Here is a 17342-nt window from a genome sequence, read left to right on the forward strand (position 1 = left end):
TTATTTCCATATATGTCTGTTAAAATTGATAATAACTATTATTTTAGGAGGTAAATATGGCTGCTAAACATTTTTATGAAACTTTTCACCCTGAACACTATGACTTGTTCATAGACATTAATCGGGCACAGAAAACTATTAACGGTACTTCAACAATAACAGGTGAGGCACTTGAAAATACTATTTTAATTAATCAGAAGTATATGAAAATTGCTTCTGTTACCAGTGCAGGCAAGGATGTACCGTTCACTGTCAATGAGGACAAAGAAGCAATTGCTATTGAACTGGGTCAAACTGGCAAAGTCACAGTTGAGATTAAGTATTCGGCACCGCTGACTGATTCTATGATGGGAATTTATCCGTCATACTATCAAGTTGATGGTGTTCAAAAGCAGATTATCGGTACTCAATTTGAAACAACAGCTGCACGTCAGGCTTTCCCATGTGTTGATGAGCCGGAAGCCAAAGCTACTTTTTCTTTAGCACTTAAGTATGATGAGCATGAAGGTGAAACTACAATTGCCAACATGCCGGAAGTTAAAGTTGAAGATGGCGTGCACTACTTCGAACAAACGGTTAGAATGTCCAGCTACTTGATTGCCTTTGCTTTTGGTGAATTACAATCAAAGATCATCGAAACCAAAGACGGCGTTAAAGTAGGAGTTTTTGCGACTAAAGCACATCAAGCAAAGGAATTAGACTTTGCTTTGGATATCGCAAAACGGGCAATTGAATTTTACGAAGAATTTTACCAAACCAAGTACCCGCTGCCACATTCTTGGCAATTGGCGCTGCCCGACTTTTCTGCCGGAGCAATGGAAAACTGGGGCTTAGTCACATATCGTGAAGTCGCAATTTTACTTGATCCTGATAATGCTACTCCTTATCAAAAGGCGTATGTGGCAACGGTTATCACTCATGAATTGGCGCACCAATGGTTTGGCGATCTAGTTACCATGAAGTGGTGGGATGACTTATGGCTCAATGAAAGTTTTGCCAACATGATGGAATATGTTTCAGTTGATGCTTTGGAGCCGAGTTGGCATGTATGGGATAATCTTTACCAAATTTCTGAGGTGCCAGCAGCTTTAAAACGTGATGCCACTGATGGTGTCCAATCCGTTCACGTTAATGTGGAGCATCCAGCTGATATTGACTCGATTTTTGATAGTGCAATTGTTTACGCTAAAGGTTCGAGGATGCTGGTTATGGTACGGGCACTCTTAGGGGACGATGCTTTGCGTAAGGGACTTAAGTATTACTTTGAGCTGCACCAATATGGCAACGCTACGGGTGACGACTTGTGGAGTGCTCTTTCGACTGCCACCGATTTAGATATTGGTAAAATCATGCATACTTGGCTTGATCAACCGGGTTACCCTGTTGTTTCCGCTAAAGTAAACTCAGCTGGTCACTTGATTTTGAGCCAAAAGCAGTTCTTCGTCGGTGAAGGCAAAGAAGTTGGACGCAAGTGGGCTATCCCTTTGAACGCAAACTTTACGGCACCGCAGATTATGTCTGAACGTGAACTGGATCTGGGAGATTACCAAGAATTACGCAGTGCAGCTGGTCACGCTTTGCGTGTAAACGTAGGCAATAGTTCACATTTCATTGTCAATTATGATGAAACCTTGATGAACGATATTATGGCTGAATTTAATCAGCTTAAACCGGTAGATCAATTGCAATTATTGCAAGATTTAGGACTTTTAGCAGAAGGCAAGCAAATCTCATACGCTGAAATTGTACCGTTGCTGCCGAAATTTGCGGATTCCAAATCATACATTGTCATTAGTGCCTTGTTATCTAGTATCCGTTCATTATTTAAATTTGTTACACCTGATTCAGCTCAAGAAAAAGATTTGAAGGCATTTGTTAATAAATTAGCCCAAAAGCAAGTTGAACGTTTAGGTTGGCAAGCAAAAGATTCTGATACAGATGATGATAAGAGAATTCGACCACTAGAAATAGCCTTAGCTTTGTATGCCGATAATTCTGCTGTGATAAAAGCTGGTCACCAAATTTTTGTGGAGCACGATCAAAACTTAAATGAAATTGATGCTTCAGTTAGACCGTATGTTTTAATGAATGAAGTTAGGAATTATAATGAACCAGGATTAGTTGATCGTTTGCTGAAAGAATATCAAGCTGCCATCGATCCTAACTATAAGGACGATCTTACTGATGGTATTACCAACACCAAGAATCCAGCTGAAATCAAGAAACTTATTGAGAATTTTGAAAATGCTGCAGTCGTTAAGCCTCAAGATTTGCGCTCTTGGTTTGCGAATGTTTTAGCCAATCCAAAGGGCGAACAATTTGCTTGGGACTGGTTACGGGACCAATGGTCATGGCTGGAAAAGACAGTCGGTGGTGATATGGAATTTACCACTTATATTACTGTGGCTTCAAACATTTTCCATACTGAAAAGAGACTGGAAGAATTCAAAGAATTCTTTGAGCCAAAGGTTGATCAGCCGGGTCTTGGTCGTGAGATCAGAATGGATACCAAGAATATCGAGTCCAAGGTTGACGTAATTAATGCTGAAAAAGATGCTGTCAATCAGGCTGTTAAGGAAGCTTTATAAGTAAAAGTTATTTAATATTTAAAATTGATAATAAAAACGCACACAATGTTTTAAAATACTTTTGTGTGCGTTTTGTTATCCTTAACTAATTTTTTGGTTTTTAGTTATCCTTTTGACGTATTTAATGAGATCTCATACTTATCTCTGAGTTTGTTGAATTGACTAAAGTTAATTAATCCATCAGATTGCAGGCGACCTACTACTATTCCAGCAGATACCTTTGTTTTTTTAGCAAATGTTTTAATTGTGCGACTGGTGAATATTCCTTCGCTTACATAGCTTTTATATTCTTTTTGGGAGATGAAGAAGTCTGTAGCAAATTGGTCAGCTTTCCTTTCTTTTTCTTGATATTGATTTTTATCCTTGTATCCAGAATAAAAATCTTCGTAATATATGTGTCCCAATTCATGAACCAATGAGAACCAAAAAATATCAGCATACTTATTTTTATCAGTAATTAGAAGCAATACACTACCGTTTTTGAATTTTTTAGTGGCTCCATTTAGTCTTGCTCCTGGAAGGTTTGGCAGAGCTTCTAAAACTATACCGCAAGTTAATAATAATTTTTTTAGTTTAGGGTAGAACAGATCAGGATCCTCTAAAATCATTTTTTTAATAGTCGGTAGTATTTTTGACAACTTTTCCCTATTGTATTTATTAGCTGTCTTGTTACGAGCATTGTTAGTCGCAAGCTCGAGCATAACATTCGAACAGATTATAGATTTTCTCTCGTTGGTTGAGGTTGAACGCCGGTAGCTCACTGCAGCATTGAAGTCTTCTAGTCTGGTTAAATTTGAAAGGTTAAGTAATTTATGTAGAACTTCAATTTTTTGCTTTAATTTATATCTTTTCTTAGCAATATAGCCATTACTTTCTAAATAAGAAAAGTTAATGCAATTGCAAACTTTCTTTTCATTTTGATTCTTTTCATTTTCAATTTCTTCAATTTTTGAATCAAAGTTAGCTTGCAAATTCAACCATGTTTTTATTGATATACCAGTCACCTTAGACAGTTTATTGGCAATTGAAGATGTAATATTTTCTTTTCCATTAATTATTTTACTAATAGTTTTAGGCGATACCTCAAGTCTAGCAGCAAATTCAGCTTGTGTAATATTTAAGTCTTCCACGATTTCTTCTACATAAGAACCCGGATGGAAAGCGATTAGATCTTTATATTCAATTTCGTTACTCATAATGCTTACTAACCTCCGTTATCTCAATAATAGTTATAGATTTAGACTCAGTAAAAACTTGCTCCCTTTTATACCCATCAAAAGTAGATATTATCCTATATTCACATTTTTTGCCATCAATATCCATTGCATAAAAACCATTTTTGTCACCTCTTAAGCTATGAAATCTTAAAGGTCTAAAGGATATCACTGATGCTAAATTTTCTGAACTTTTGATAAAATTAATTCTTTTTATTAACTTTTTGGCGACCTTTTCTGGTAAATATTTTTTTGCTTGTTTCAGAGATTCACACTGTTTTTCAACCTTTTTATATTTGTAATTAATAAGCATACTTCCTCCACAAGCCTTTAAATTACCTATTAGGTAATTTAATACTATTGCTATTTAGCGTGAAAGTCAATGGTTGCAACAATATTCGTAACGTACATTCATAACAAAAAAAGAACAAGTTTTTAATTCTTGTTCTTTATTTTGCTTACTAAATTACTTAATCGTATATAATTACCGGTTCATGCTTGCTTACATTATGCCAGACTTGTTTTATTTCTCTAGGCTTGATATTAACGCAGCCATGAGAACCCCCACGTAAATAAGCTTTTTTACTCCAATCGCCGCGCCAACTGGCATCATGAAAACCGCAGCCACTTAAAGTAAATGGCATCCAGTATCTGACTGGTGAAGCATATTTAGAGCCGTCGTTATTGCGTCCGCGCAATACAGCATGACCTTGCTTATAGTGAATATACCAAACTCCTTGAGGGGTACTGTTACCCTTAACGCCATCTCTCGTACCAGTGACAATATCATTCAAGTGTACGACTAATTTGCCATTTTTTACAATCCACATTTCCTGCTTTTTAAGTGAAACAACAATATAGTTATTCCCTATACCGTGATTGTTTTTGCCATAGCCTAAGCCATAAGTGCTATAACCCAGGCCATAGATGTAATCTTTACCATCAAGATTTTTAGTCCCGTTTAAAAATGCTTGTTCGACAGCTGCTTGAGCCCTTTTGACATGAACACCCCAACCATAGCTTTGGTTTTTGACGGTAATTTTGTTTCCTGCAACTTTGTTGCCCTTTGGCACAGTGAACTTGTAACTTTGGTGAATAGTTGCAACTTCCTGATCAATTTTATTGAGTTTTGCTGTTAAATTTTCCGAGTTAAGAAATGAATATTTGCCTTTTTTGTAAATTGCCTGGTTAATCAGACTTTGAGCTTTAAGCTGATAAAATTTGCCGGCAACATGGTAATTGACTACAGCATGACTGACTGCGTGCATTTTTTTATTGGCAGCATCTAAGTCAGTATTGCGGTATTCATAATTTTGCTTGTCTGGCATCGTTGTATGCTGTTTTTTGAAGTAATTGGCAACTTCCTTTTTCTTAATCGTATCAATGCTGGGATCGCGTTCAATTGCAACTTTACCATTTTCTAGGGAAACAATATTGTTGGCTTTCCGATTAATCTTGGCTGTTGCTTTATTAATTGTTAAGTTTCCAACTTCGACTCCATAAATATTAACATTAGGGTTAAAATGATTAATAGCGAATGCTTTAGCCTGCTTTTGCGATTCAACGTGATTATTATATAGAACCACGCCAAATATAACTGCTAAAATCAGAACAATTCCGATAATAATCAGAAATAAGTTATTGCGGTTATTGTGTTTTTTTAAATTTCTTTTTGATTGCATAGTTCTACCACCGTTGGAATTTTTTAAAAAATAATTGCGGTTACAGTTTACCATCTATTGCGGCTCTAGTAAAATGCAAGATTTAAGAAAATTTTTTAGGAGGGATTGCCCAATGGAAAATGACCCATTAGTGTTTGATGTTAACATAGCTAAAGAAAAGCCTAATTCTTACCGTAAAGTGAAAAATAATTCTGGTTGTCCCTTTTGTAATGTGGCGGAACTGACTAATATTATAAAAAGGCAGGGAGGGATGATCTGGCTGGATAACAAATATCCGACATTGCTGGATACTGTTCAGACAGTTTTGATTGAATCCAATAAACATACGGGAGATATCACTACCTATTCACCTGAATATAATCGGGCTTTGATGCGCTTTTCACTGTCATGTTTTAAGCAAATGAATGATTCACCTGAGTTTGGTTCGGTATTGTGGTACAAGAATTTTGGCAAAAATTCTGGAGGTTCACTTGAGCACCCGCACATGCAAATCGTTGGCTTGAAAAAGATGAACGGCTATAAGTATCTTCAGCCCAATAATTTTGAAGGCATTAGTATTTTTAACAACAACGGGCTGGAGGTTAACGTTGCCACCCATCCGATTCAAGGCTATATCGAATTAGATTTCAATCTGCTTGATGAAAAAAGTATTGATGACTGGTCTGACTGGATTCAAAGCGGAGCTAAATACATGCTGGAAGTTTTGTCCAATGGTCGCTGTGACTCCTACAATTTGTTCTTTTATCCGCGTTTTGATCAGGGAATTTGTGCGAAATTGATTTTGCGCTACACAGCTTCGCCATATTTTGTTGGCTATAAGCTTTCACAGGTAGATAATCGGGAAAAATTACTTACGGAAGCTGAAAAATTTAAGCGCTTTTTTGAGTCTGGATCAGTTTTAGAGAAAAGATTTAAAATATAGTTTTTATTAAAGTAATTATTATTAAAACTAATACTTAGCAGAGATAATATTTGCGACAAATAATTCTAAGCAATATAATAGCAAGGTGTTTTTTTAAGGAGGACGCAAATGCGCAGAAAAGAAACTAAGAACCTGGCTATTACTGCCATATTTGTCGCAATCTTTTTATTGCAAACTTTCATTCCTAATATCGGTTATATTCGCATATTGCCAACTTTGCCGGCTATAACTACTATTCCTTTGACTGTTTCCATTTATTCTTTGCTTATGGGACCAATTGCCGGCACATTTTTTGGTATTTTCTGGGGTATTGCCCGTATGGTGCAGGCATATACGCAACCAGGCGATATTGTCAGCTTGATGCTCTTTCAGAACTTTGCGATTGCCGTAATTCCTAGTGTTTTGGCGGGGCTTTTTCCAGGACTGATTGGAAAATTAACTGCTAAAAAGAAAAATAGCATTAAAGAAGTAAGCTACACGGTTGCGGGAGCAGTGACTTCTTTAACTAACACTGTTTTTGTAATTCTACTAACCAGTCTGGTTTTCATGGGCAACTCTGCCAAACTGCTAGGCCATTTGGGCAGCTTCGCTCAGGGGACGCCTTTAATTACAGCGTTAATAATTGCCCTAGGTCTGAATGGTCTGGTTGAGGCAGTATTCACTGCAATTGTGACGCCGATTATTGTAACGCCGCTCAACAAGGTGTTACGCAGAGTAGGCTAAGAAAATAGAAGTGTTTTTAAGAAAAACTTAATATTCTTAATTGACCGCTAAAAACAAGGAAAAAGTATGCAGATAAGTCTTTCAAAGTCGGAGAGGCTTATTTTTTTATTGACAAAAGTTAGTAATGGAATTAGTGTATTAGATAAATAGTACAGAAGTATTATAAAGAGGATTTTACTAATGACTGAAATTTTACGAGTAGACCAAGTTACTAAGACATACGGCAAGCGGGGCGAAAAGCAGTACCAGGCTCTCAAAGGTATTAATTTCGCGGTTAATTCAGGTGAATTTGTGGCCATTATGGGCGCCTCTGGTTCCGGTAAAACAACTTTGCTTAACATTTTGTCAACTTTGGACAAACCGACAACAGGCAATGTTTTTATTAACCATGAGGATAACAGCACTTTAAATGCCAATCAATTAGCTGACTTTAGAAGTAAGCAAATCGGCTTTATTTTTCAAGACTTTAATTTGCTGGAAAATTTAACTAATCGTGAAAATATTGCCTTACCTTTAAGTTTAAGGGGTATTTCTCCCAGAAAAATTGATCCGCTGGTTGACAAAATTGCAACTAGACTAGGCATCAAAGAAATCTTGCCCAAGTATCCCGCTGAAGTATCAGGTGGGCAAAAACAGAGAGTGGCAGCTGCCAGGGCGTTAGTACATGAACCTGCAATTTTGCTTGCCGATGAGCCGACGGGTGCCTTAGATTCAAAGAGCGCCCGCGAATTGCTCTATACTATGGCTGATTTGAATCAAAACGATGGTATTACCACTCTGATGGTTACGCACGATCCGTTTGCTGCCAGTTTTGCCAGTCGCATTTTATTTATTAAAGACGGCAAGATTGGTGAGCAAATGTTGAAAAACAGTCAGTCCAGACAAGAATTTTACCATCTATTAATCGACCACTTAGATACTGACGAATAAGGAGAACTAAAATGGTATGGAAGTTGTCCTTAACGGGAATCAAAAGTCGTTTTAAAGATTATGCGGTTTTATTTTCCGGCTTGGTTGTTGCCAGCATGATCTTTTACATGTTCCTTACAATTACAATTAACCCTACTTTTATCAAAAACGATATTTCAGCACCAAGCAGCTATGTTCGGTTCACCTTTGCCTTTGGTATTATCTTGCTGATAATCATTACCATGGTTTACCTTGTTTATGCCAATTCTTTTTTGTTGAGCATGCGCAAACATGATTACGGTATGTACATGATGCTGGGAGCTAAGAGTACCAAAATTGGTTTGCTGATTTTTTTGGAAACTCTAATAACTGGCATTTTAGCTACACTAGTGGGTATTGTGCTCGGGTTTGGCCTCACTGCCATAGTGTCACAGCTGTTAATATCTCGTTTAGGGTTGACAGTGAAACATTTTGCGGTTGTTTTACCTAGCGCTATCATTTGGACGATTATCTTCTTCATTATCATGTTCTTATTCGGAGCTTTAAAAAATGTCCGTAAATTAACCAAGACGCCAGTAATTGAACTATTGCGCGATGACCAAAAGCCAGTTGCTTACAAACACCGGCCGGTCTTGCACTGGATTCAAGGAATACTGGGTCTGTTACTTTTAGCTGCAGGCTACTTTATTTTGGGTCTTCCAGGCGGTGCTATTTTATTTATTATTCCAGCAGCGCTGGTGACAATAGTCGCTGGTTCCTATTTCACATTTAACGCTTTTTTCAGCGCCCTAATCGGATTTTTGCTTAACCGCAGAAGCTTTTCTTATCATGGCATCCGGGTATTTACTCTAGGCCAGTTGAAATTTCGATTGCATGATTATACGCGAATTTTGACAGTTGTTTCACTGCTTTTTGCCTTGGCACTTGGAGCTATTACTGTAGGGCTTAACTTCAGCACGCTCAGTGAGCAACTTGAAGACAATTTTTATTACGACACTACTATTATCAGTGACTCTCCTAAAGTTGAGCAGGCTAAAAATAAGCTGACTATTACCCGTGAACAAACCTATCATTATAAAGAGCAGGGTAAATATTTGTATTTTAACCGCAGTGAATTTAACAATAACCCGGTAAAAAACGTCAAGTTTTACATGAAAAATGGTAAACCGGCATACAAGAAGGTCAATTTGCCCACTGAGAAATTGGACGTCCCAGCGACATACGCTAATAATGCCTTTGGTGCTATGGTTCCTGATGGTATTGCCAAAATCATTCGCCTGGTTTCACCAAAAAAATGGACTGAGAAAAAAGGACAAGACAAGTTTGTCAGCTTTGTAAAAGTGAAAAACTTTGATCAGGATTTCCCCACCATCTTAAAATTGCAGAAACAACAACTGAAGGAAAATCCTGCTTATTCGTATATTTATACTTCCAGCAAGGCGGGTAGTTTCCAGTTAATCAAGAATTTCAGCAGCGGTTTTGAATTTATGGGCTTCTTTTTAGGCTTCGCTTTCCTGACCATGCTGGCTTCAACCTTAATGTTCAAGGTCTTAAGTGGCGCAGCTAGTGACAAGGTGCGTTACCAAATGTTATTTGAAATTGGCACAAGGGCAAAAGTTTTGCGTCAATCTATTAAAAATGAGATTGGAGTGCTGTTTCTTCTGCCCGGCGTATTAGGCGTAATCGATGTGCTCTTTGGGTTGAGACTATTTAAGTTGCTCTTGCCACACCCATACCAGAACTTATGGATTCCTTTTACAATTTTTATCGTGCTATACCTGATTTATTACTTATTAACCGTAAAACTGTATGAAAAAATCGTTCTGGAACGTGAGTAAAATTGGGAGCAGTAAATAGATTCTTGTTTTTAATTAAAGAAAGGAGCAGTAATGATTTGGAAACTGTCTGTGACGGGGATTAAGAATAGACTAAAAGATTATCTGGTATTATTTTCTGGTTTAATTGTTGCCAGCATGATTTTCTACATGTTCTTGTCAATTGCTACTAACCCAGTATTTATTAGTAAAGATGTCTACGGTAGAACAGCATACCTGACTTATATTTTTACCTTTGGCATTATTTTGTTAGTAATCATTACATCGGTTTATCTTGTTTATGCCAATTCGTTTTTGTTAAGCATGCGTAAGCATGACTATGGCATGTATATGATGCTTGGAGCCAAAAGCACGCGGATTGGCTTACTAATTTTTTCTGAAACTCTGTTAACTGGCTTTTTAGCAGTTCTGCTGGGAATACTACTGGGGCTTGGGTTGACCACAATAGTTACCAAGGTGCTGGTAGGTAAACTAGGGCTGGAAATTACTCACTTTAAGGCAATATTACCCAGCGCTATAATAGGGACTTTGCTTTTCTTTGTTATTATTTTTCTCTTGGGTGCACTGAGCAATGTGCACAAACTTACACATACACCGGTAATTGATCTTTTACACGAAGATCAAACTCCCATTAATCTTAATCATCATCCAATTTTGCGGGGAATTGAAGCAATTTGCGGTGTGCTTTTGCTGGCAGTCGGTTACTATGTAATGACTTTGTCCACCAGATATATTTACTTTCTTATTCCCACCGCCTTAGTAACAATTATTGTTGGTTCTTTCTTCGTCTTTAATAGTGTCTTTACAGCTATAATTAATTATTTACTTAATAAAAAATCTTTTTCATATCGTGGCATTAATGAATTTACTCTTGGGCAGTTGAAATTTCGTTTGCAAAGCTACACCAAGATATTGACTATGATTTCAATTCTGTTTGCCTTGGCTCTAGGTGCAATTACCGTGGGACTTAATTTTGGCTCCATGAAGGACGAGACGCAAAAAAGCTTTTATTATGATGCTACAATTGTTAGTCAGACGCCAGCAGTTAAAAAAGCAGAAGCAAAATTAACCATTACTAATAAGCAGACTTATCACTACAAAGAAAAGGGGATGCACCTCTACTTTAACCGTGCGGAATTTGAAAAACAGCCGCTGAAAGAAATAGAAATCTATTTTCATAACAATCAAGACAATTTACCTACATATAAAGTGAAAACACTGGTTACTGCCGAACTGGATAAACCGGAAACAGCTGCCAACAGCATTTTTAGCCAAATGGTGCCTAACGGCATTCCTAAGAAAATTAAGCTACTTTCACCGCAGAGGTGGAATACACTTGGTGGTCAGAAAAAATTCGTCAGTTATATTAATGTCAAAGACTTTGCCCATGATTTTCCAGTGATTAAACAAATTCAAAAACAGCAACTAAGGGAAAATCGCAATTACCAAGATATTTACCTTTCTTCAAAATCATATAACTATAGCAATATGATTGGTTTTACCAGTGCGTTTGAATTTATGGGCTTTTTCTTAGGAATAGCATTTCTGACTATGCTCGCTTCGACGTTAATGTTTAAAGTTTTAAGTGGTGCCGCTAGTGACAAGGTGCGCTACCAGATGCTACATGAAATTGGAGCCAGGCCACAATTATTGCGCAGTTCAATCAGAAAAGAAATTGGTACTTTGTTCACCATGCCTGCAATTTTAGGCATAATAGATGTCCTTTGTGGCTTACAACTGTTTAAAACATTGCTGATATCTCCATACCATAATATCTGGATTCCATTTACAATTTTTATTGTGCTTTATCTGGGTTATTATTTGTTAACAGTTACATTATATGAAAAAATAGTGCTCACAAATAAATAACTATAAAAAGAATGGATTTTGAAGTGAGTCTTCAAAATTAAACTAATAACTCTTTAATTGGTGGGAATTCACGCAACATCTCATGAAAAAATAAGCAGAAGTCGCTTGGACTAATGCTTATTTTTTTCGTTTAGTCGTGTCCTTTTGGATACGATTTTTTTAATTGCTCAAATTTTGTACAATTACCCGAAAAAAGCCCAATATTTTGGGCTTTTTCTTGTGGATAAATTTAATTTCACAAAATCTTAATTGGAGAACGCTTTTATCCCTAATATGCGAAAAATTGGTATAGCGTTCATTATTTTATGTTGGATTGATCTGAATTTTTTATTCTTTAAAAAGATGGTCACATTTTTAACTCTCTTCATAACTTAACGATATATTTTGGTTATAATGAAAAAGAGAGGAATGTCATATTTGACAGTTTAAAGTTAGAAGGAATAAAAATGACAATTGGGGAGTTGCTAAAAGATTATCGGATAAGTCAAAAAAAGACGCAGAAACAATGGGCAAAAGATGTGATAAGCCCTTCATTCTATGCGAAAGTAGAAAAAAATTTAAGTCGGATTTCTGCTGAAGATTTAATTGAATTACTACATTCTAATCAAATTCCAGTGATTGATTTTTTCAGTAAATTAAATCAAAAAGATAAGTCGATTAATCAACAAGAATTAGAAATAAATCGACTTATTAATGAAGCATATTACCAAAATTCAAAAAAAGAGTTGCAACAAATACGAGATGTAGTTGCTGAAGGTGAATTGCCTAATAAAAATGATGAATTACTTCTTATTGATACCTATATTGCGGTAATTAGTAAAGACCTTACAATGCTAGATAAAGAAGTTATAGACAAAATGAAAGAAAAAGTTTTTAATATTTCTAATTTTGATGAAGATGGTTTAATTATGTACTGTAATTTCATGAGCTTTTATGATTTGAATAGCAACTTATTGCTATCTAAAAGGATAATAAAACAGCTTGTTGGATCAAGCAGTGTCAGAATACAAGAAAAAATTTTGGCTATCATTATCAATATGCTGATTTTTTGCATTAGAAATAAGCGATTTGAAGAAACTGAGGAATTTGTTAATTATGCGGATCAAATAAAAACAAAACCTGAGGTTTTCTTTTATAAGCTGCTGATACCGGCATTTTATAATATAGTTAAATATCAAGATAATCATGATAAAAAATATCTGGATGAAACAGAAATAATAATTAAAAGTATCAAATTAGCTGGAATGCCAGATTATGGTAAGGAGTTAGAAGAGCTTTTAGTTGCGAATAAATAAACTTGAAAAAGCCATGTTTGATTTTGAAGTGACCCCAGATTTAGGACAAATTTGGGGGTATTTTATGTCTAAATTATCTAAACAAGATAAAATTGAAATCTATCATCTTTGGCACAGCTAATTAGTTTGCTTTTGCTGATTTTTTGGCATTTCTGAAGAATATTATCCACTCATAAATACATGCAATAACCGCTATTAGATAATCATACCAATGAAAAGCTTTTGAAAAACCTACTAGAGAGAGAACAAACACGGCAATCAATGCTAAACTAAAAAATATAGGTTTAGCAATCACCATATTATATTTAATAAGCCAAGTATCAATTGGCAGAAGCTCTAAAGCTAAAATAATTATTATTACTAAAGTAGTATTCAAGTTATAGTCACACCTTTTAAATTATTTTAAAGATAAATAAATACGATTGTTCGTGCAGTCCAGTAAGCGACTGTCTTGTCAAAGTGTAGATATACAAAAAGGCAATCCACTGGATTGCCTAGACGCCTAGTACGCCTCTTTTGCATGCAAAGATCGCACTTTATTTCTTCTACTGAAATTATAGCATAAGAACACATGAGAGAATAGTGAAGTACGCCTTTCGATCCTCCTCGAAAAAAGTTGATAGCATGGGAAGGATTGTACTTTTATTTCTTCTGAAGTGTTTACTACTAACCAGTCTAACGCCTGCATTGCGCAAGCTAGGACAAGATTTTGATAAATTAGCCAATTTAATCGAAAAGATGCTTCGGTTATTTAAGTAGTAATCAGAAAGAAATGGACTTTTGTCCTACCTCTTTTTGATTACTGCTTTATTTTTTATGTACCTTTTAAAGTTGCTAGCTACTTGGCTTTAGCTCTATTTCAATTAATATACTATGTTAAGCTACTTTGGTATAGGTGAAAGTCGATAGGAAATAAATTCTGTTAGCTTTTGGATTTGTCATATCCACCTTATTTGCGTCAAATATGACAGTTTTATTAATAAAAATAAAAAGGCAATTATATTATTTATATAAATAACGAAGGTTTTTTGAAAGGAAAAGAAAATCATGGTTTATAAATATTATTCGCATTTTAAGTTTTTTTGTTTAAATATTTTTGGATTAATTTCCAGTATGCAGAATATTGTTACAGCATACATTGTTGGTTCGTTAATTAATTTGGCAACAGCTAAAAATTTTGCAGCTATTCCAGTCTTTTTTGGTAAAAATATTTTATTATTGATCTTAATTTTAGTCGCCACTTTAATTTTTGATTATCTTAAAGCAGACGCTGCTAAGCAGGTCAATACTAAGTTAAGGCTTAAAGTGATGAGGGGTATGCTCTCGGATGAGCAAGAAAATGTTTCTAATTTAGGTTTTTTAACTAATGATTTTAAACTTTTGGAAACAAATCGCTATGATGCTGAAATAGGAATTCTGATTTATTCATACACCGTCGTATTTGCTATGGTATTCGCTTTGTATCTAAATTGGCAGCTTACAATAATATTCTTTATTGGTTCGGTTATACCAACAATTGTTTCCACCTTTTTCCAAAAGCCTATTCAAAATGCTGCAGAGGCTTGGACAAATGCTAATGATAAATATGTTAATCAAACTAAAAATTTGTTATCTGGTACTGCTACCTTTAATTTATATGATAAGCAGGATAATGCAGTTAAACAAAATCAGTATAAAGTTAACCAATTAGAAGAAAAATTAGCCAAGATGAATGTGCTTAATACTAATACCAGTGCTTTTCTTAATGCAATTGCAATTATGGGTACTTATTTATTGCCGTTTGCAATTGGTATTGCATTAGTAATTAAAGGTCAAACTACTTTAGGTGCTCTTTTTGCAATAACGCAATTATCTAATTCATTTGTAAATCCAATTTTACAAATTCTGCAAGAACGAAATAATCTATCTACTACAAAGCCAATTGTGCGAAAGATAAAACAGTATATACAAAAAGCAGATAAGGCAGAGCGTGAACAAACCAATAATCCTGCATTTAATGAACTGCAAGTGCAAGACCTAGATTTAATGCGTCAGGATAAGGTATTAGCACAACATATTAATCTTGATATTAAGTCTGGTCAAAAAATTGCGGTCATCGGACCCTCAGGATCAGGGAAATCTACGATGTTACAATTTTTAATGTATGGTAAGTACGGCAAATCTAAGAAAATTATACTTAATCATAAAGAAGTAGTGGCAGGATCGTTTACTAAGTTGTTTGCCTATTCCAGCCAGAGTGCAGTTATTTTTTCTGATACGCTTTGGTTTAATCTAACTCTAGGAGCCAATATAGCTAAAGAAAAAGTTCTTGAGGTATGTCAAGGACTACAGTTAGGACAATTAATTAAAGAAAAGGGATTTGATTATCAATTAGGTGACAATGCAGATCAACTATCTGGTGGCCAATTATCCAGAATTGAGGTGGCACGGGCTATTTTAGCCAATCGACCAATTTTATTACTGGATGAAATTAATGCTTCACTTGATAAAACTTCATCAAAGGCAATTCACCAATATATTTTTGATTCAAACTTTACTTTTGTTGAAGTTATTCATCATTACGATCCTGAAGAACTGCAAAAGTATGATGTAGTTGTTGATTTTAATCAATACCAATTTAACGATAAAAAATAAATTATAAAAAATTTTAAAAGTATTTACTTAGTGTCGGTATCGAATAACATCAAAAGAAGGCTATTTATCCTGCTAGTATGGTCATAAACGAGATTTCAATAATTATATTTGTTTATAGAGTTTGTCATAGTAGGGTAGATAATTTTCTGATTTACAACTTTTAAAGCTGCATGCAATAAGACATTAGACATTGACAGAATGTAATAACCAATTTTTACCTCAGTATCATATAATTTTTATTTTAAATTTAATGATACTTTTATATTTTTGATTATAATAAAATTTAAAAGTGTAATATTTGATAGTTAATCAAATAGTTGAGGAAATTTAAATGACAATTGGTGAATTACTAAAAGACTATCGCATTCAGCAAAAGAAAACACAAAGGCAATGGGTTAATGATGTGGTAAGCCCGTCATTTTATGCAAAAGTTGAAAAAAATTTAAGCAGCATTTCAGCAGATAATTTAATTGAACTATTAAACGTTAACAAAATTTCATTAACTGATTTTTTTGGTAAGTTAAACCAACAGGCGAAGACTGTACGTGATGAAAATCTAGAAATTGATAGGATGGTTAATGAAGCATATTATCAAAATTCTGTGCATGATCTGCAGCAAATACGAAATTTTGTTGCAGAAAGTGATTTTCCAAATAAAAAAGATAAATTAGATATAATTGATATCTTTATTGCAATAATTAACAAAAATCTTTCCAGTATTGATAGTGGCGTTATAGATAGATTGAAAGAAAGAACGTTTGATGTTTCTCATTTTAATTCTGATAGTTTAAGATTGTACTGCAACCTTATGAGTTTTTATGATTTAGATAGTAATTTATTGATTTCAAAAAGAGTAATACGTCAGTTTATTGGTTCAAGTAGCATAGATATTCAGAAGTTAGTTTTATCTATAATTATTAATATGATGATTTTGTGTATTCGTAACAAAAAATTCGAAGAAACAGCATTTTATGTAAGTAGTGAACAACAAATCAAAACAAAACCAGATATATTTTTCTATAAAACTATTGCTCCAGCTTATGAGAATATAATCAAATATCATTATGATCAAAATCCCAAGTATCTTGATGAAGTACAAACAATAACTAAATGTGTAAAAATTGCTGGCATGCCCAGTTATGGTAAAGAACTTGAAGAACTAATGATTGCTAATAAATAAAATTTTTAAATGTCATATTAAAACATTAAGAGTTAAATATGACATTTTTTATATGCTTATATAAAATCGTAATAAACTTGAAGTAAATAGAAAGGAGTAAGAAAAATGAAAATTTATTACATAAATTAATTCTTATTGGGCTCAATTTAGATTAATTAGAAACATGGGAAAAATATTTTGTAAGTTAAGCGAAGATTTAAAAATTAGGTCTAAAGTAGATGATCATATTTATGAAGCATTTGTAGATGGATTATTTATAAAGTTTAGACTAGGAAAAAATTATAAAGAAAGATGATAGGAAAAATGTTTTAAAAATGGCAATCAAGCTGGAGGGAATCGACACTAACAAAAAACAATATTTAAAAAAGAATAATGGTTTAAAAGCAAATATTAAAATATGTTCAAGAAACTGACCAGGTCATTTGAAAAATGACAGCGCTAACTATAATTAAGTTAAAAGGTGGTCTGCTTGAAGGAGCTAAACAGAAAGT

General features: G+C 34.5%; 13 protein-coding genes. 9 read left to right on the top strand and 4 right to left on the bottom strand.

The genetic code is table 11. The annotated features are described in order from the left end of the window. Positions 1-56: 56 nt before the first annotated feature. Entirely contained in the window at positions 57-2588 is a 2532-nt protein-coding gene (locus AAA926_RS08355) for a M1 family metallopeptidase (RefSeq protein WP_265893551.1), read from the top strand. Between the two features lie 104 nt (positions 2589-2692). Here AAA926_RS08355 and AAA926_RS08360 read toward each other — a convergent pair whose 3' ends face one another. The 3 genes from AAA926_RS08360 to AAA926_RS08370 all read right to left on the bottom strand — a co-directional run bounded on the left by AAA926_RS08360 (position 2693) and on the right by AAA926_RS08370 (position 5484). Beyond that, positions 2693-3784: a HigA family addiction module antitoxin gene (locus AAA926_RS08360; protein WP_265893552.1), complete on the bottom strand. Its 1092-nt coding sequence runs from the start codon at positions 3782-3784 to the stop codon at positions 2693-2695. After that, positions 3777-4115: a type II toxin-antitoxin system RelE/ParE family toxin gene (locus AAA926_RS08365; RefSeq protein WP_122025557.1), complete on the bottom strand. Its 339-nt coding sequence runs from the start codon at positions 4113-4115 to the stop codon at positions 3777-3779. Before AAA926_RS08365 ends, AAA926_RS08360 begins: the two co-directional genes overlap by 8 nt. Before the next feature lie 157 nt (positions 4116-4272). Next, entirely contained in the window at positions 4273-5484 is a 1212-nt protein-coding gene (locus AAA926_RS08370; protein ID WP_265893553.1) for a L,D-transpeptidase family protein, read from the bottom strand. Between the two features lie 112 nt (positions 5485-5596). On the opposite strand from AAA926_RS08370, the gene AAA926_RS08375 reads away from it, so the two are divergent. The 6 genes from AAA926_RS08375 (at position 5597) to AAA926_RS08400 (ending at position 13037) form a co-directional block, all read left to right on the top strand. Further along, positions 5597-6406: a DUF4931 domain-containing protein gene (locus AAA926_RS08375; protein WP_265893554.1), complete on the top strand. Its 810-nt coding sequence runs from the start codon at positions 5597-5599 to the stop codon at positions 6404-6406. Between the two features lie 108 nt (positions 6407-6514). Beyond that, a complete protein-coding gene (locus AAA926_RS08380; RefSeq protein ID WP_081945394.1) occupies positions 6515-7129 on the top strand; it encodes an ECF transporter S component in 615 nt (204 codons plus the stop codon). A 180-nt stretch (positions 7130-7309) separates the two neighbouring features. Then, the gene (locus AAA926_RS08385) at positions 7310-8059 is read left to right on the top strand and encodes an ABC transporter ATP-binding protein (RefSeq protein WP_338207128.1); all 750 of its coding nucleotides are present in this window, start codon (positions 7310-7312) and stop codon (positions 8057-8059) included. Positions 8060-8070: 11 nt separating this feature from the next. Beyond that, on the top strand, positions 8071-9876 hold the full coding sequence (locus AAA926_RS08390) for an FtsX-like permease family protein (RefSeq protein ID WP_338207129.1): 1806 nt from the start codon (positions 8071-8073) through the stop codon (positions 9874-9876). 51 nt (positions 9877-9927) lie between these two features. Next, entirely contained in the window at positions 9928-11742 is a 1815-nt protein-coding gene (locus tag AAA926_RS08395) for an FtsX-like permease family protein (RefSeq protein WP_338212322.1), read from the top strand. Between the two features lie 446 nt (positions 11743-12188). Continuing rightward, positions 12189-13037 (top strand): helix-turn-helix domain-containing protein, encoded by an 849-nt coding sequence (locus tag AAA926_RS08400; RefSeq protein WP_338207131.1) that lies wholly within the window; start codon positions 12189-12191, stop codon positions 13035-13037. Positions 13038-13158: 121 nt separating this feature from the next. Here the strand turns inward: AAA926_RS08400 and AAA926_RS08405 are convergent, their stop codons facing one another. Further along, on the bottom strand, positions 13159-13413 hold the full coding sequence (locus AAA926_RS08405; protein WP_109585773.1) for a hypothetical protein: 255 nt from the start codon (positions 13411-13413) through the stop codon (positions 13159-13161). 671 nt (positions 13414-14084) lie between these two features. Here AAA926_RS08405 and AAA926_RS08410 point away from each other — a divergent pair. Beyond that, complete coding sequence (locus tag AAA926_RS08410; RefSeq protein WP_338212323.1) at positions 14085-15671, top strand: ATP-binding cassette domain-containing protein; 1587 nt, start codon at positions 14085-14087, stop codon at positions 15669-15671. A gap of 331 nt (positions 15672-16002) precedes the next feature. Then, positions 16003-16851, top strand: coding sequence for a helix-turn-helix domain-containing protein (locus AAA926_RS08415; RefSeq protein ID WP_338212324.1), 849 nt, complete (start codon positions 16003-16005; stop codon positions 16849-16851). The last annotated feature ends 491 nt before the right edge of the window (positions 16852-17342 follow it).

It is taken from the genome of Lactobacillus juensis (genome assembly GCF_036246285.1).
Taxonomy (GTDB): domain Bacteria; phylum Bacillota; class Bacilli; order Lactobacillales; family Lactobacillaceae; genus Lactobacillus; species Lactobacillus juensis.